Annotated in this window: 18 protein-coding genes; 7 read left to right on the forward strand and 11 right to left on the reverse strand. The window is 39.8% G+C overall.

From position 1 onward, the window contains the following. Positions 1 to 383: 383 nt before the first annotated feature. On the forward strand, positions 384 to 578 hold the full coding sequence (locus J2S17_RS10795) for a hypothetical protein (RefSeq protein ID WP_307474690.1): 195 nt from the start codon (positions 384 to 386) through the stop codon (positions 576 to 578). After that, positions 571 to 744, forward strand: a complete 174-nt coding sequence (locus J2S17_RS10800; protein ID WP_307474692.1) for a hypothetical protein — start codon at positions 571 to 573, stop codon at positions 742 to 744. The genes J2S17_RS10795 and J2S17_RS10800 overlap by 8 nt, the downstream gene beginning before the upstream one ends. 36 nt (positions 745 to 780) lie before the next feature. Here the strand turns inward: J2S17_RS10800 and J2S17_RS10805 are convergent, their stop codons facing one another. The 6 genes from J2S17_RS10805 to J2S17_RS10830 form a co-directional block, all read right to left on the reverse strand. After that, on the reverse strand, positions 781 to 1017 hold the full coding sequence (locus tag J2S17_RS10805) for a hypothetical protein (protein ID WP_307474694.1): 237 nt from the start codon (positions 1015 to 1017) through the stop codon (positions 781 to 783). Positions 1018 to 1041: 24 nt separating this feature from the next. Then, positions 1042 to 1755, reverse strand: a complete 714-nt coding sequence (locus J2S17_RS10810) for a protease inhibitor I9 family protein (protein ID WP_307474695.1) — start codon at positions 1753 to 1755, stop codon at positions 1042 to 1044. Positions 1756 to 2330: 575 nt separating this feature from the next. Then, the gene (gene fadH / locus J2S17_RS10815; protein ID WP_307474697.1) at positions 2331 to 3101 is read right to left on the reverse strand and encodes a 2,4-dienoyl-CoA reductase; all 771 of its coding nucleotides are present in this window, start codon (positions 3099 to 3101) and stop codon (positions 2331 to 2333) included. A 28-nt stretch (positions 3102 to 3129) separates the two neighbouring features. Next, complete coding sequence (locus J2S17_RS10820; RefSeq protein ID WP_307474699.1) at positions 3130 to 4680, reverse strand: long-chain-fatty-acid--CoA ligase; 1551 nt, start codon at positions 4678 to 4680, stop codon at positions 3130 to 3132. A 22-nt stretch (positions 4681 to 4702) separates the two neighbouring features. Further along, positions 4703 to 5614: an SDR family NAD(P)-dependent oxidoreductase gene (locus J2S17_RS10825; protein ID WP_307474701.1), complete on the reverse strand. Its 912-nt coding sequence runs from the start codon at positions 5612 to 5614 to the stop codon at positions 4703 to 4705. Between the two features lie 6 nt (positions 5615 to 5620). Beyond that, positions 5621 to 7198 carry an acyl-CoA synthetase gene (locus J2S17_RS10830; protein WP_307474703.1) on the reverse strand — a complete coding sequence of 526 codons (1578 nt, stop codon included), beginning with the start codon at positions 7196 to 7198 and terminating at the stop codon, positions 5621 to 5623. Between the two features lie 306 nt (positions 7199 to 7504). On the opposite strand from J2S17_RS10830, the gene J2S17_RS10835 reads away from it, so the two are divergent. Further along, positions 7505 to 9652 (forward strand): sigma-54-dependent Fis family transcriptional regulator, encoded by a 2148-nt coding sequence (locus J2S17_RS10835; RefSeq protein ID WP_307474705.1) that lies wholly within the window; start codon positions 7505 to 7507, stop codon positions 9650 to 9652. Positions 9653 to 10082: 430 nt separating this feature from the next. Here J2S17_RS10835 and J2S17_RS10840 read toward each other — a convergent pair whose 3' ends face one another. From J2S17_RS10840 to J2S17_RS10860, 5 genes are all read right to left on the reverse strand, one after another. Next, positions 10083 to 11267, reverse strand: a complete 1185-nt coding sequence (locus J2S17_RS10840) for an acetyl-CoA acetyltransferase (RefSeq protein WP_307474707.1) — start codon at positions 11265 to 11267, stop codon at positions 10083 to 10085. Between the two features lies 1 nt (position 11268). Beyond that, on the reverse strand, positions 11269 to 12681 hold the full coding sequence (locus J2S17_RS10845) for an OB-fold domain-containing protein (RefSeq protein WP_307474709.1): 1413 nt from the start codon (positions 12679 to 12681) through the stop codon (positions 11269 to 11271). A gap of 44 nt (positions 12682 to 12725) precedes the next feature. Further along, positions 12726 to 13808 carry a CaiB/BaiF CoA transferase family protein gene (locus J2S17_RS10850; RefSeq protein ID WP_307474711.1) on the reverse strand — a complete coding sequence of 361 codons (1083 nt, stop codon included), beginning with the start codon at positions 13806 to 13808 and terminating at the stop codon, positions 12726 to 12728. Positions 13809 to 14030: 222 nt separating this feature from the next. Continuing rightward, entirely contained in the window at positions 14031 to 14402 is a 372-nt protein-coding gene (locus J2S17_RS10855) for an MFS transporter (protein ID WP_307474713.1), read from the reverse strand. Positions 14403 to 14428: 26 nt separating this feature from the next. Beyond that, on the reverse strand, positions 14429 to 15310 hold the full coding sequence (locus J2S17_RS10860; protein WP_307474715.1) for an MFS transporter: 882 nt from the start codon (positions 15308 to 15310) through the stop codon (positions 14429 to 14431). Between the two features lie 723 nt (positions 15311 to 16033). Here J2S17_RS10860 and J2S17_RS10865 point away from each other — a divergent pair. From J2S17_RS10865 to J2S17_RS10880, 4 genes are all read left to right on the forward strand, one after another. Then, positions 16034 to 16171: a hypothetical protein gene (locus tag J2S17_RS10865; RefSeq protein ID WP_307474717.1), complete on the forward strand. Its 138-nt coding sequence runs from the start codon at positions 16034 to 16036 to the stop codon at positions 16169 to 16171. Between the two features lie 79 nt (positions 16172 to 16250). Further along, positions 16251 to 16427, forward strand: coding sequence for a hypothetical protein (locus J2S17_RS10870; protein WP_307474718.1), 177 nt, complete (start codon positions 16251 to 16253; stop codon positions 16425 to 16427). Between the two features lie 202 nt (positions 16428 to 16629). Next, positions 16630 to 17094 (forward strand): DinB family protein, encoded by a 465-nt coding sequence (locus J2S17_RS10875; protein ID WP_307474720.1) that lies wholly within the window; start codon positions 16630 to 16632, stop codon positions 17092 to 17094. A 4-nt stretch (positions 17095 to 17098) separates the two neighbouring features. Continuing rightward, complete coding sequence (locus J2S17_RS10880; protein WP_307474722.1) at positions 17099 to 17383, forward strand: HesB/IscA family protein; 285 nt, start codon at positions 17099 to 17101, stop codon at positions 17381 to 17383. The last annotated feature ends 62 nt before the right edge of the window (positions 17384 to 17445 follow it).

Genomic DNA, 17445 nt, shown 5'->3' on the forward strand with positions numbered 1-17445 from the left:
ATTTTGGTTATAATTCATGGTGAGTCCTCCGAGTAGATGTTTTGTCCTTTTTAGCTGGCCAGCTCAGGACACATTCATCTTACCAAGAGGTCTTTCGCATTTTCAGTTATTACAGGAATGCTTCCCCATTCGTATTATAAGGTCAGCCAGGTATTTCTGGTTGACCATTTTTATGAACATAACTGCCTGTGCCTGGTTTGGATCAAGGACCTTTGCTCTTTTTTCTCATAAAATCAGTTTGCCATTTCAAAGACGGACATCATATCATCTTTTCTTAATTGTTTTACAACACCGATCCGACCACTGGATGTCACACTTTAGTGATCGTCTTTTCAGCGGGTTTTTTTGTTTTTAATCGGCCAAGAAAATAAGGAGGGGAGAACATGGTTATCCTGTCAACATGGATGATTATGGCGCTAGTTATCGGTGCTATGTTCATCCATCTAATGAGCCTCGTTGGAGAGTCTATTTTCCTTTCCTTTGTTCAAAACAAGTTGATGGGCAAGTATTTTCGAGAAGGAAAAGCTGAGATGGATGTCGTGTCAAAAGAACAAGAAAGGAGGAAGCGCCGTGATTGAAGTCGGATTTAAGAATTGCGGCATTGAGGGGATTCAAGAGTTCCACAAGTACCCCTTTGCCGAAGCCTACGCCTTGACACAAGGCTACAACGCGCAACCAAAGAACAAAGGGGAAACAAACCGATTTCACCTTAATGCAAGGAAACCAAACGTTGAAAGCAAATGATCGTTATAAGAATTGACATCATTCGCTATCTCCCCTTTAAAGCATATTTAACAGCGTTTGAATGAACTGAAATTGCACGTTCCCGTCAATGCTTTCTGCGATTGGACGTGCGCCCATTAGTAGGATTAAACCTGCTGCACCTCCGATTAACCAAGGGACGGGACGCATTCTTCCCGCTGATCCACCTAGAATCAAGTAATAAGCGGCAATACTAAACCCAACCGCCGCGGTTTTCATAATTCCCAGCAAGTTTAGTTCCGAAAGCTTTATCACTAGAGAAGCCACGATACTTTTCCTTTAATGCCGGATGATCCCTTGAACGCCTGAATCAATCGAGGCTACGACGGTACCAGAACCATCAATGCCCATTTCCCATACAGCGGGTGCTCCTATATGATCAATATTCCATTCAATAGAATTGGTTCCTCCAGCTTTTTTAACATTAGAAGCTTCCTCTGTCTTAGCAGGTGTATGAAGCTGCATGGTTTTATTCGGAAGAATTTTTTCCACTTCCGGGAATGCGGCGATTTTCTCCATCACTTCTTCAGTTGCAGTAACAGCCATTGCATTCACAATATAAAAGGACTGAATGCCTGTGACTTGGCCAGATTCCTCTTGTTTTTCAACGAAATCAGTGACCTCGCCTTGAGCTTCAATCGCTGTTGTTTTTAAATCTGCAATGATTGCAGATCTTTTCATGTATATTGCTTGTGCAGCTGTTTGTTTTTGGGTTGAAGCTGCTTTTTCAGCTTTCTTAGCAGAAGCAGCAGGATTTGCTTTTTCTTTAAATTTAATTAAAAAGGTAATTTTATCTTTTTTATCAAATTCTTTAGTTAAAGATTTACTAATTTTATCCCCGGTTGCTTCAGTTGCAGATTTTGTTATTAATGGACTTTCCACTTGCTTTTTACCTTCTGCTGATCCGACACTAGAAAACATCATTGAGACGATTAAGAAAGCAATCATCAGGATGTTGATCCATCGGAAAGTGTTTTTTCTTTCCCTTTTCAAGTTTTTCCCCTCCATGAATCGATAATGGTAACTTCCAACAAACACAAATAGAAAATCTTCACCTCACAATATATTTCAAGTAGTGTTAATCATGTTGAAAACCTCGTCTCGTTACATACTTTACCTAATAAAACGAAGTGAAGTTGTCGAGTTATGTAATATGAGTTAATCGTAATAAAGAACAAATAATCAATTAGTGCTTAAGAATGCTTAAAAAGGAAATTAATTAGTTAATAACCCTCTATGCACACGAGTTAGAGTTAGAATCAAATTCAATTCAATATTTCTGAAAATTAAGTATATATCACTGTTATGAGTTTTCTGTTTTGATAAAAACGACTAAGTCTTAACATGGATGAAAGAAAATCAGTTCAAAGGTAATGTGTTTTAAGAAAAAAAGGATAATATATGAGCGATTTTAGCCTCCACTGCAAAACTGTAGCATAAAGCTTTCTCCTTTATCCGAAAAGGGAGTCGTAACCCTATCGTCACTAAACAAAATCAAAACAAAATAGAGGTACAGGAAAAACAAAATAGTTTTTCCTGTACCTCTATTCTTATAAGGAACCTAGCACCTATATATCCCTCGTTTGATTATTTAACCATTTGCCTCCATCCATCGTGATGCATTCGCCATTGATATAGCTTAATTCTGGTGTAGACAGTAGGTATGCCAAGTGAGCAATTTCTTCAACCTTGCCTAAACGGCTTAATGGAATGGACTTTATTGCTCTTTCCATTGCTTCAGGTGTTGCAACCAGTCTTGCTACTCCTTCTGTATCTTCAATAGGTCCTGGGGCAATCGCATTCGCTCGGATTCCATACTTCTTGCCCCACTCTACTGCCAGTGTACGGGTCATCGCAAGCACGCCTGCTTTTGCACTTGCAGAGTGAATTGTTCCAACCCCAGCACCCCAGGCATACGTAGCAGCTATATTTAGAATGCTTCCACTTTGACCTGATGCAATCCAATCCTTTCCTACAGTTTGAGAGCAATACCATGTTCCATTTAATACGATATCAATGACAGAATTCCAGCCATTAATGGAGAGATCCTCCGCTGCACAAATAAAATTGCCTGCTGCATTATTTATCAATGTATCAATATTCTGGAATGCATCCTTTGTGACTTTCACCATCTCCTGCACATTCTCGGGATTTCTCACATCCATCTGAAAAGTTAAAACCTGGCCATCAAATTGTTCTATATCTTTCTGTGCCCCAGCTAATTTCTCTCCATTGCGCCCAGTAAGAACTACATTGGCACCTTGGTCAGCAAACTTCCTCGCCATCGCTTTGCCTATTCCGCTTCCTCCACCGGTTACAATCACTGTCTTCCCTTTCATATCAACACCTCTATTTTAGGAAAATGGTTTAAGATTTTGCTTTTTCAGTAAACTCATCTACAAGCTTGCGCCTTAGTATTTTTCCTACGATTGTCTTTGGAAGCGCATCGCGGAATTCGATTACACGCGGCACCTTATAACGGGCAATTTTGTCTTCACACCACTTGGCTAATTCTTCCGCTGATAACGATGCGCCTTCTTTTAAAATAACGACTGCATATAATTTCTCACCTAAATATGGATCCGGCACTCCAAATGTACAAGCTTCAGCTACTGAAGGATGCTGATAAATCACTTCCTCCACCTCAGCTGGATAGATATTTAAACCACCGGCAATAACCATGTCTTTTTTTCTGCCAACGATAAAATAATAGTCTTCTTCATCGCGGACAGCGATATCTCCTGTATATAACCATCCATCGCGAATGACTAAATCTGTCTCATTAGGCTTATTCCAATAGCCTTTCATGACTTGTGGACCTTTGATAATTAATTCCCCTTTTTCACCAGGAGGCAGTTCTGTCATGCCTGTTAGTTCATCCACGATTTTCGCTTCAGTTAAAGCAATTGGTGAACCGACGCTGCCTATTTTCCTTTTACCGTTTAGCGGTGTCCGATGTGTGGATGTTGTTGCCTCAGAAAGACCGAATCCTTCAAAAATATTCGCTCCTGATTTTTCTTCAAGACTTTTCAAGACCTGTGCTGGAATCGGTGCTGAACCGGATATACAGACTTTAAAGCAAGATAAATCATCATGCTGCAGGTCGGGATGATTCAATAATGCAATATACATGGTTGGGGAACCCAGCATCATCGTTGGCTTATATTTACGAATGAGCTGAATGACTTTAGTCGCAATAAATTTTTCAAGAATAATAAAGGTGGAAGCAAGTCTAACGGTATTGCTCATATTTGTCATGGACATGGCGTGCGTTAGTGGTGCCACCCCAAGAATTCTTTCTTCCCCTTTTATAAGTGCGTCTGCAAAGGCAGCTCCAGATTGATGAATATTGCACACAATATTAAAATGAGTAAGCATTACACCTTTAGACTGGCCAGTCGTCCCGCCGGTATATTGAATGACAGCGACATCTTCCTTTGTCTCTATATCAATCGGAGGGAGCTCCATCTTTTCTGTCCTTTGAAAAACCTGATCCTTATCGTTTTCATCTTTTGTATAAATCACATGCACATCGTTGAAAGCCTGGACCAGCACAACTTTATCCCGCTGCTTTCTCTCGCAGATAAACCATGCTGGTGCAGCGTCATCTAAAATGTATGCCAATTCAAATGTTTGATATTGCGGATTGACCTGTACAATTACCCCACCCAAACGCTGAACTGCATAATATGAAACGATATAATGAATGCAATTCGGAAGCATTAATCCAACGCGATCACCCTTTTTAAGTCCCTGTTTAAAAAGAACGGATGCAAATGAATCTACAGCCTCCTTTAATTCTTCATAAGTAAGCTGCATAGGACCATCAATGACTGCGATTGTTTCTGGAAATTCCTGAACGGTTTGCTGTAATAACTCATAAAGGGATAGCTTTGATAAAACATCAGTATTAATCATCTTCATTCAACTCCTTCAGCTGTTAGACAAGCGGTTCATAAGGAAATACATCCGCACTTACTTCAAGTGGAGTGAAGCTGGATTGCAACGAGCCTTTCATTTCGCTTAAACTCTCAATCGACCAGCCTTCTTCTCTGTAAACAGAGCGCACTGGACGTGGCTGAGAGAAGACCATGATTTCCTTACCTCTCACCCCAAAGATTTGACCTGACACATCATCCGCTTCATCTGAGCTTAAGAAAGCGACAAGCGGTGCAATATGCGCTGGAGAAAGCTTTTTCAACTTTCCAACTCGATCTTTCTCTTTATCTGTATCAGTTGGAATGGATCCGATTAACCGGCTCCATGCAAACGGTGCAACCGCATTGGCTGTTACATTATATCTGGCCATATCTAATGCTGTAATCTTATTTAAGCCTACTATCCCCAGCTTTGCAGCAGCATAGTTTGCCTGCCCGATATTGCCGATTAACCCTGAAGTGGAGGTGAAATTAATGAACCTTCCGCTTTTCTGTTCTTTAAAAAATGGCGAAGCTGCCCTAGTCATGTTAAACGAGCCTTTAAGATGCACCGCTATGACCGCATCCCATTCCTCTTCACTCATTTTAAACAGCATCCGATCCCGCAAGATGCCTGCATTATTAACAATAATATCAATTTTCCCAAATTCTTTAACAGCGGTATTTACTATGTTCTGCGCATTCTCCAGTTCAGTTACTGATTGACCGTTAGCGACTGCAGAACCGCCGAATGCCTTTATTTCTGCTACCACTTCATCCGCCACCTGCGTATCATTGCCATTGCCGTCAGAACCGCCTCCTAAATCATTGACAACTATACTAGCGCCTTCCTTTGCTAAAAGGAGAGCAACCTCCCTGCCTATTCCCCTACCTGAACCCGTTACAATTGCTACTTTTCCATCTAGTTTTCCCATTTCTCATCATCCTTCTTTTCTATTATTTATTAAAACATCAGCACGCAAAACAGTTTTTAATACCTTACCTGTAGCGTTTCGTGGCAACGCTTCCAAAAATTCTATTACTCTAGGTTTTTTATATGAGGCTATCTTGGTTTGACTAAAAGAGATGACCTCTTCTGCGGATAATTGCGCTCCTTTTTTTAGAACAATATAAGCCTTTACTGTTTCGCCCCATTTCGGGTCTGGTATGCCGACAACAGCCGCTTCCAATATGGACGGATGCGTGTATAAAACTTCTTCTAACTCTTTAGGATAGATGTTTTCTCCACCGCTAATGATCATATCTTTTTTCCGATCGACGACATAAATATAGCCTTCTTCATCCATGCGCACTAAATCTTCGCTATGGAACCAGCCACCTTTGAAAGCTTCTGCTGTCGCTTCAGGATTTTTATAATATTCCTTCATCATTGTCGGACCTTGATAGATGATCTCTCCCACTTCCCCAACGGGTACATCATTCATCTCGTCATCTACTACTCTCACTCTCACATTTAACGATGGCTTCCCGACGGATTCTGCCTTGTTAGCATGGATTGATTCCTCACCTGACAAATAGGTCGTGGATGGACTCATTTCCGTTTGTCCAAACGCTTCGTGCAGACCGGCATTTTCAAAGGTATCCATAATTTTTTTCTTCAACTCCAGCGGACAAATGGCCCCTCCAGTTGAACAGCTGTTAATAGAATCTAACCGATATTGTTGCAAATTGGGGACTTGGAGAAGCATATTCCACATAGCAGGAACCAGAAACATTGAGTTAATCTCTTCTTTTTCTATCGTTTGCAAAATTTTCTCTGGTTGAAAATCTCGGTGAATCACTATCGTACCTTCCATCATGCAATTCGAGACCAGTAGAGATAAGGCAGCTACATGAAAAAGCGGTGGGATGAGTAAAAGTTTTGTTCCGCGCTTGTTCTGGCCATGATAGCACTTGTTCATACCATTTATGTAGAGGTTTTTATGAGTAAGTACCGCTCCCTTTGGTCTTCCCGTCGTCCCTGAAGTATAGATGATAACATGGGCATCATCATCCTTTTGTCCTTTAATTTCACTGATGCTGACGGCAGCATTATAAATCGAATCATAGTTAATCATATTTTTATGAAAATGCTTTTGAGCAGTTCCTACTATTACCACTAATTCAATCTTTGTTAGCTCTGCAATGATAGGCTCTATCTGGCTTAATAATTCTTCTTCGATAAAAAGGATTTTGACATCCGAATGGTTTAAGATATATTCGATTTCATTCGGTACCAGGCGAAAATTGACTGGTACGAGCACACCCTCCGATAAACTCACACCAAAGTAAACTTCTACAAACGACAAACCATTCTTAAACAAACAGCCAATTTTCTCATCCTTGCCAATTTCATGATCCCTCAGCCATCTTGCCAAATGATCGGCACGTTCCATTAATCCCCTATATGTTAAACTTTCATTTTCAAAAGCAAATGCCGTTCGTTCAGGTGACCTGTGGGCTGCATATTTCAACGCTTCTCCAATTAATAATTGATGAGCTAAGTTTGGTATACTCACTTATTTTCGATTCTCCCTTCTAACAATTACTTTAATCAGGAAATGCCCAAGTGATCGATGATTCAACATATGACTATCCAATTGTTTAATATAATATGATGCAAATAACATGCCAACACAAACAAACGCTGATTTCAGGCGATTCATGGTATTTTATCTATCTATTTCTGTGTTTTTTTGTAGACAGTGTTTCTTATTACACACAATTTTTCAAAACAAGTGTATTTAAATACATAAAGGAATTTGTTGTATTATGGAGAATACATATAATGTCTCATATTAAATACAAAACAACGGGGTGAAGATATGCTTATAAAAAATTCCTTTACGCAGACGGTTAGTAATTATATGAATAGGCATGTTCCTAAATTAACCGACCAACATACGATCCTTGATGCAGTTAAAATATTCAGAAAAGATAAAATATGGATTCTCCCTGTCATGGATGAACAAAATTTGTTTGTCGGTGCGTTGACACCTTCCGCGATATTTAAAGCCCTTTCGGAAAACGCTTCCATAGATGAACCTATCCTACCCTACATCATAAAAAATACGATTACTGTATATGAAACGGACGATTTAACAGAAGTACGTTCCTTTCTCCTAGAAAAACAGGTTGGCCAAGCTGTAGTACTTTCAGCTGATAATAGAGTAAGCGGCGTTTTAGACACGAAAAACATTATTCAAGCCTATAAAACACGAAGTGATACGTATGGTTATTCTTTAGAATCTCTCTTTCAGCACATGCAAACAGGCATTCTGGCCTTAGATTACAAAGGGCGAATTCTCGTTGCTAATCATGCGGCCGAATCCATGTGCAACATCAAAAGAGATTACAGCATCGGCCATCACTTTTCGGAAATATTCCCTGATCTAATAGAATTTAAAAGTGATAATCCGCAAATGACTGATATCCCACTTCAACGTATTACCATTGATCATAAAAAGCTTTTAGTAAAATATAAATCTCTATCCCGGGAAAGCAAATACTGGGGGGGCATTATCTTGATTTCCGATTTAACAGATTATGAAGAAATTGCTAAGGAATTGGAGATCACAAAAAGGCTGGAGAGAACATTGCAAACCGTTTTAAACACAACAAACGACGCCTACATCGTCATCGATCAAACAGGAAAAATTGATATGATTAATGAAGCAGCTATGGATTTTACAAAAAAACCAAAGCAGCAGCTTTTAGGACGATCCGTTAAGTTGGCCATTCCTGAAATTCATTTAGAAGAAGCGCTAAATGATGATTTCCAAGGTGAGAAGCTAGAGGCCATGATCATCGAAAAACGCAAATGTCTAGTTCAGAAGACGCCAATCTTTAAAGACCATCAACGAGTTGGAACGATTGCAAAGATTATATATAAAGATTTAAATAAATGGAAAAGCGTGATTAAAACTTTAACAGACCTAGAGAAAGAGGTGTCTTTTTATCGAGGAGAGTTATCATTAATAGGCGGAACTCCTTTTGATTTGGACGATATTATTACACAAGATCCAGAGTTAAAGAAATTGAAGCACTTTGCCAGACAGTCTGCTTCTGGATTTTCAAACGTCCTCTTATTAGGTGAAAGCGGCACAGGTAAAGAGCTTTTTGCAAGGGGCATCCATAACGCATCCCATCGTACTGGAAAGTTCATTAAGGTGAACTGTGCTGCCATCCCTGAGGAATTATGGGAATCTGAGTTTTTTGGCTATGCAGATGGAGCCTTTACCGGGGCAAAAAAGGGCGGAAAGCCGGGTAAATTTGAGCTAGCTCATAATGGCACCCTATTTTTAGATGAAATTGGCGATATGCCTTTATTAATGCAGGTTAAGCTGCTTAGGGTTTTACAAGAGAAAGAGTTTGAGAGAGTTGGCGGTAACGAAACGATCAATGTCAATGTTCGCATAATCGCAGCCACCAATAAGAATTTAACTGAAATGGTCGCAAAAAATGAATTCAGAGAGGATTTATTTTATAGATTAAACGTAATCGTCCTCAATATCCCGCCGTTACGTGAACGAGCTCATGATATACCATTGCTTGCCAAATCAATAACGAAAAAATTATGTCACTTAATGGGGTTAGGCAATGTCCATCTAAGTAAAACTGTTTTAATGGCTTTATCTATGTATCAATGGCCTGGTAATGTGCGCGAATTAGAAAATGCTGTTGAACGAGCATTGAATGCAATCGAAAGTGATGTGTTGGAAATCGAGCATCTTCCGGAATATATCCAAAAACAGAAAATCAATCAATCTTCCGAGCCTCCTGCTCTTAAAAAAACCAATGTTGAACAAGTGTCCATATCTGATTTTTATAAGTTGAATATGGACAATGCAGAGAAGGACACAATTACCTTCGCATTAAATCAAACCAATGGAAATCGCACAGCTGCTGCTAAACTATTAGGAATTAGCAGATCACAATTTTATAAAAAGTTGCGGAAGTTGGATATTCTTTGAATGATAGCGAACTTGAGCTAATCGTATATGGATAGCCCTTACTTCATTTGAAAACTTAGTTTAATCAAAGAAAATACACGTCTGAGATTAATTCTGACGTGTATTTTTTGTGTATTGTGGTTTGATGTTTGAAGTAGTTCCCTTACTGCTTCAAGATTGATAATGCCAGGCACTAGTTGGGCAATCTAGTTACCCCTTTTACTCATAATTGACTCTTTCGGGCACTAGTTGAGCGATCTAGTTACCCCTTTTACTCATAATTGACTCTTTCGGGCACTAGTTGGGCGATCTAGTTACCCCTTTTACTCATAATTGACTCTTTCGGGCACTAGTTGGGATTTTTCCGCTTTCCACTTTAAATGAGAGCGATTTTAATTTAATGCCAATCTTCTCTTCCAATACAGCTGCGATGTACCTCACTCCTCATATTTTATGAAATTTCTTTGCCTACAATTGAAATAAAGGATACACATTGCATCGGCGTGCCTCCTAGATTATGGGTCAAGCCAATTTTTGGATCATCCAATTGCCGTTTTCCAGCCTTCCCTTGAAATTGCAAGTACATTTCATAGAGCATTCTAAGTCCGCTTGCTCCTATCGGATGTCCAAATGATTTTAGTCCGCCATCTGGATTAATAGGCAGCTCCCCGCCTAATTCAAATACACCCTTTAAAACATCTTTCCAGCCCTGACCTCTTTCACTGAAACCTAAATCTTCATAGATAACCAATTCAGTAGGAGTAAAACAGTCATGCACTTCAGCCATATCAATCTCTTTACGCGGATTTTGTATGCCAGCTTGCTTATAGGCAGCTTGTGCAGCCGCAACATTCTCTTTGAAAGTAGTAAAATCATAATCTTGTCGCAGCTTCCCATCTCCTGGACCTGCAGCAATGGAAAGCGCTTTTACATACATTGGATCTTTTCTATATTTTTGGGCATCTTCTGACCTAACGATAATCGCTGCCGCTGCCCCATCTGCTACTCCCGAACAATCCATAATTCCTAATGGAGCTGCCACCATAGGAGATTTCGTGATTTTCTCCATCGATACTTCATTTCTATATTGTGCTTTCGGATTTAATGAGCCATTATAATGGTTTTTCCATGCAATTTTTGACAGTACTTCCCTGCCTTGCTCGTCAGATAGCCCGTACTTGTTATAGTAGGCCGGTGCTAAGAATGAAAAGGAGGCAGGTGCAGAAATATTTGGTGATGTGCCATCACTAGCTGGTCTCGGTGCATTTAATCCGCTATACCCTGAATCCTTTAATTTTTCCACTCCAATTGCAAGCACGATGTCATATGCCCCGGATGCTACTGCATAACATGCATTTCTAAACGCCTCTGACCCTGTGGCACACATATTTTCCACTCTTGTTACGGGAATGAATTGTGTTTTTAAAGGACCTGAGAGAGTAATGCCTGCATAGCCTGATATCATTGTTCCAAGCCAAGCGGCCTCAACATCTGAAGGCTCAATCCCTGCATCCGTAAATGCTTCATAAGCAGCTTCCACTAATAAATCATCGACACTTTTATCCCAATGCTCGGCAAATCGGGTACAACCCATTCCGATTACAGCTACCTTATCTGTTATCCCTTTTTTACTCATCTCAGCTACTCTCCTTCTGCCTTATCGGCCTTGCTTTCCAAAAATAGTTGCTGATGCCGCCAGCTTCGGATAATCTCCTAAAAGTCATTTCTACATTCATCCCGATCTTTATTTCCTTTGGATTGCAATCCGTGACCTCACAGATGATTCGCCCGCCTTTTTCAAAATCAATAACGGCAACAATCATCGGGGGTGCTGGAGAAGCAGCTAAATGATCGAGCGTGAAGGTTGTTACTTTAGCTGATTGACCAACAAAGCGATAATCCTCCATTTCATCTTTTGCCTGGCATTGTACACACACTCGCTGCTTTGGAAATTGCGGTGTCCCGCAGCTTTTACATTTTGACCCAGTGAAAGAGAGATTCTGACGATACCCTCTATACAAAGCAGGAGCTGAGGGCCGATCGGTATCAGGTCTTCTTGGCGGCTCTGTTTCTATGAGATTTCTCCATTTCAAATAATCACTATAAGTGACCTTATCACTCTTTCTTTCGAGATAGCCTTTTACACCTTTCCGCTGTGTGAGCTGTGTGATGGCTTCTGTTACTTTTAATAGAATCATATCAAGCCCTTCAGCAAAGTTGATGATCAACAGTTGGTCATTTGGCTGAGCTGACTCTAAAGCAGAGACCATCATCATTGGGGCATGTGCATTTCCTGTCCGCCCAACTTTATCAAACAGCGGATCTTGAATTTGATGTGTCTGGAGGCCTAATGATCGTGCTGCTGCAGTATGCGCACGTGTCCCCGGTCCTGAGATAATCACCTTTGTTAGAGCATCTGCTGTTAAGTTATTCTTCTCTAGAAATGGCTGAACATTCGATTTCACTTGATCAAGAAAGACAGTTGTTCCTAATCTTTCTTCCCAGTCTTGTGTAAAGCTATCACCTTGACTTCGCCACGCAGTAATGATTTCACCTTGAACCGTACCTGAGTCCACAATTTCAGCGATGACATCTTCACCTGATCCAATCAAAAATGAGGCTGCCCCATCTCCGAACCATTGTTCATTTTGACCAGTCGGTGCGCCTATGCGGCAATCAGCTGTAATGACTAATGTTTTTTCAGATTCATTTGCTGCCATAATAGCGGAAGTACCGCTCCTTAAAGATGAGGCAGCTTCAATTGCATGAATATTTGCGGTCAGATTCAAGGCAGCTGTAATCGTAGACACCGATCCTTTTTCCTTGTAAGGTGCGCTTGTGGTTGTATAGTAGATGCGATCAATGTTTGTTGCTTCCATTTCAGCCAGACAATCGATAGCAGACTCGACTCCCATTGACACACTGTCTTCATCATAGCCAGCGATTGCTTTTTCTCCACCAAAAACGGGTTTATTAAAAAATTCACCGATCTTCTTCCTTTGCAGGCGATTGTAAGGTATGTAAGCCCCATAAGAAATAATCCCTTTCATTTCCTTTCCTCCCTTTGATGAAAACTCGTTTCGTTAATTTATTTTTACTTTGTTTGCTTTAATTCATTTGCATGCTGATCAAGTTGTGGCGCTCGGGTGAATTCTTGTGCTTCCTCAGTGAACCTTGTAGATGTATAGTTGACACCCTCTTCGTTGAATATGAATTGACGGCTTTTGAACAATGGATGCTTAACCACTTCTGCCGTTTCCAGAATAGGCGCTAAACAGCAATCGACTTCCAACGAGAATTGTGCCCACTCATCTAATGTACGACTGGCAAATACTGCTTTCATTTCTGTAAAAATTGGATTTTCATCTGAAGCTAAGGAATAATGCTCTGTCAGCCATGATTCTTTGTGTAAGCCATAGCAAAAATTTCTCCAAAACTTAAGCTCCAATGCACCCAAACTCACATATCGACCATCTTTCGTCTCATAAATAAAGTAACAAACATGTTTACCGCCAAGTTTTGCTACACCATTCTGTTCCCCAGTAAGACTTTCAATTAGAATGTGGTTCGACATAAGCGGCAAGACGGAATCAGTAAGGGAAACATCCAAATAACTGGGCTCTCCTGTTCTTTCCTTATTAACAAGCGCACCAAGAATGGCCTCACTTGCAGTGATACCTCCAATAAAGTCAGCTAGCTGTGTCCCCGGCTGAATAGGGCGGCCGTTTTCATCCTTGAGCTGTGAAAGCAGCCCGCTTATTGCTAAATAATTTAAATCATGACCGCCTAAATGACGCATTACTTCTGTTCCGCCATACCCTGATAAGGAGCAATAAATAATATCTTTTTTAACTTTTAAAGCATCCTCATATCCAATACCAAGGCGGTCAGCAACACCTGGCCGATAGCTTTCTATGACAATATCAGCACTTGCAATTAACTGTAAGGCAGCATCTCGGTCGGCTTCTTCTTTTAAATTCAGCGCAACACTCTTTTTATTGCGGTTTTGTGCTAAAAAAACGTATCCCATATCCTCTTTGCCTGATGGCGCTCTCGATGGATCTCCAGTTGGTGATTCCACCTTAATTACCTCCGCTCCTAAATCTGCAAGTCTCAATGTTGTATGAGGAGCTGGAAGGTACTGAGAAAAATCAATGACACGAATCCCTTTTAACATAATGCGTTCTCCTCTCTCTTAAAAAAATACTTTTCCTTGCAAGCGTTTACTTATATTTAATGCAAAAAGTATGCCAAAACAAGAGCGGGTAAGAAACCCACTCTTTTCGGGTATATTCTCAAGTAAAACGTTCCTTATATGGACGGTAAATGAGACAATGTCCACTAAAGGAGACAGTTTTATTTCATATACAAAAACTGCTCCAACCAACTGCCTCACAATTTAACCCTTTACCCCTGGATTCTCACTTTCATCCAAACGGATGGCAGCGTTCTTCTTCGCAAATTTATCAGGGTTAGTAAATAGTAACAGCAAGAGACCTGCTGCCAGGGCAAAACCAGCCATTAATAGAATCGTATAATCATAGCCTTTAACAACATCAGCTCCACCCATTTGCACAAGGCTTCCGCTAACAAGCGGCCCTACAGCTCCAGCCATCGTACCTACACCAATAAATGTGCCAATTAGCATCGTGGCGCGTTCGGGCATCAACTTGCTCACAATATGTGGTCCCAATGTAAAGGTCGCATTGAGCAAACCTTTACCAATAATAAATGCTATAAGAATCCAAGCGACATTGCGGAATTGAGTCAATGAATAAAACAAACCTGCACCAATGATCAATGAAACCCCAGTACAACGACACGGGAAATTTTGTAACTGCCATTCTTCTTAAACAAATAATCCGAAAACATGGCAAGCCCGATCGTGAACAATCCGGCTGTTAATCCGATCAGAGCGGCAAAATAGCCCATTTGAGTTGGTGAAACGCCTACGGATTGGACAAGGAACGACGGCATCCAAACTTGATTCCATGAGATATACCAATAAACGGCAAACGATGCGAACAATGGAATGAGAAAATGGATAGAAAGCAGTACTTTACTCATATCTGCCCATTTGAATTTCGGCTTTTCCTTTTGGACCTTGACTTCAACATAGCTTCCATCCTTTGGGGCGTCCTTGCCAAAAATCAACCATAGAATTGCCCAGACTAGACTAAGAAAACCTAGAGAAGCAAAGGAGAACCTCCACCCATGATTGACAATTAAATACACTAATACAGGGGCACTAATTAATCCGCCGACTGTCGCCCCAAAGTTTAAAATCGAAGTAGACAAACCGCGTGATTCCGGTTTGAACCATCTATTTAAATGTGTGATAGCTGTTGCGAAAAATGGACCTTCAAATATTCCTAAAAGAATTCGATAGACAATCAGCATCTCTAGACTAGTGATGAAATAAACTCCAAATTGAAGAATCGTCCAGCTTAATGCCATGATAGACAGCATCCTTTTTGTACCGAAGCGATCAGCTAAACCGCTTCCAAATATATTTGCTAAAGCGAAGGACCAGAAAAAGCTGCTCCCTACTAAGCCCCATTGTGTGGGCGTTAAGGAAAAGTCATTCGTTATTTCTACTGCAGCGTACCCTGCGATTGCTTTATCCGCATAATTAATAATGTAGAGAAAAAACAAGAATCCTAATATTACCCAACGCATCGGCCCTCATCCCCTTGGAATTCAATATTTTTAGTCATCAAAAACTTCATAATGGTTCTTGCAAAGGTTCTTCTTTTAAACTTTGACGAAGGATTTTTCACCTCTCCTGAAACCCCTCTGGTGCATCGCTGCAGCTAAACGGTTGCTAATCGACCAATTTTAAAAGTCAATGGTCGTTCCCCGTCTATCACTGCAATTTTCCCTGGATATTTTTTTGCAGATTGATCAAGTAAATCAATAATTGTCCATTCAGGAATCGTTATTTCATTGCGTGTGACTCATTCTGGATAATATTTATGCCACCGTTTATTCAACAGACTTCACTCCTCTCAATGTTTCTTGGAATAAGGTGGAATAGTCGGAAAACATCACTGTTTATCATCCATTTATTACTTCAATTGTTCTCCCCCCTGACGAACCCTGATCATACAATAAAGAAAGCGCTTTATTTTCACTTGTAATATTTCTTGCAAATACCGTGCCACAATGGACATCAGTCAATGTAACATTGTAAAACTTAATCTTTCTCGACTACACACTTTCCGTCCTATCGTAAACACAGCTGTATCTCTTTGTACACATTTCCAAATCATGCGGTGCTCATAATGAATAACCATCAGAATAATTAACATTTATTTCTATTACTGTAAATAGTAAAGAGTTTAACTTTGGGCTAAATCGGAAATGTTTATAGTATCAATTAAGAGATAGGGAGTTAAATAGATGATAGAAGAAACTGAATATCTAATATTCGTAAATGAATTAGGACTTTTATTTGGTGAATATTATAGATGTAAAGATGAAGAGATAAAACAGCTAGTTCTTGCGGATATCCTTTTAATTGGTAAAGTAATTTCTTAGAGAAAGAGGTATATTTCTTAGGATAATATAAATATATATAATATGATTATTACTTCTAAAGTAAAAGAGGTGCATCAATATGTGGCTTTGGATCGCTGTCATTGCAGGACCTATACTTATTATTGCTTTCATCGAAGAGACTATTCAATTCATGATTCGTCGTCTCGTTGGTCAAAGTACAGAGATAAAGGAGAAGAGATGGAGTAAATTAACGAACATGATTAAAAGGAAAAAAATTAAAAACATCCCCTCTTAATCTTCACTTAATATGCAGCTATAGACCGGTTTAAACCTCATCCGACCTCATTCCACATTTTTTGTATTTGATTTCTTTTTTATAAGACATGCCATGGATTAAATGAAGGCTGCAATGATCGGTTGTACAGGCAAAGAATTTGATGAACGTATATTGATTTGGTTAAGATAGATAGTGGTTAGCATATTAGGAGGGAAAAACCATGACTGAAACAAACCAATTAGTTAATTACTTTTTATCTCACCGTAAAGTTACAAATGAATTGATCCATAAGATTAGTGAAAAGCATTATGATTATAAGCCAACAGAAACTTCCATGGCTACTGATAAATTAGTCATTCATATGCTTAATACTTTTTACGGCTTTGCTAAAACGATTAAAACTGGCAACCCTGCCCTTATTTTCAAACCTGCAGAGAACATACCGGAAGACCTTTACGATGCAGCGACAATGCTTACTGAAATAACAGCAGAATTGCTTTCTGAAGTGACCGCAGAGGACTTAGCTCGTTCATTAGATTTAAGTAAAATATTTGGTTCAGAAATCACGGGGCAGCAGCTCTTCCAAATGGGCATGGATCATGAAATTAACCATAAAGGCCAGCTTTTTGTCTACGTAAGGGAAATGGGTCACATTGAATTACCGATGTATGTCAGCCAAGGATGATGGTATGTTTATCTTAACCGCAAATGCCATCCATGCTATACGGTCATTTGATAAGGGAATCAATGATGCATCTATTCTTCGATACCGTGTGACAAGCGAATGCTGTAATCAATTGCAGTATGATTTATCCATTACAACTGAAGTACATAAGAAAGAAGAGCATATAACATTTGATGGAGTTACGGTTGTGTATCATCCGTCTGACCTCCGTTACTTAAAAGGCACAGAAATCGACTTTGTCGATGATGGATTCGCTATTCACTCGCCACATCCTTTAGTAAGTTTCTAAGCCACATTTAATACATTTTAAGCTGTGAAAATAAGGTCATTTAGTGAATCTTCACTAAATGA

It is taken from the genome of Cytobacillus purgationiresistens (assembly GCF_030813235.1).
Classification (GTDB): Bacteria; Bacillota; Bacilli; order Bacillales; family Cytobacillaceae; genus Cytobacillus; species Cytobacillus purgationiresistens.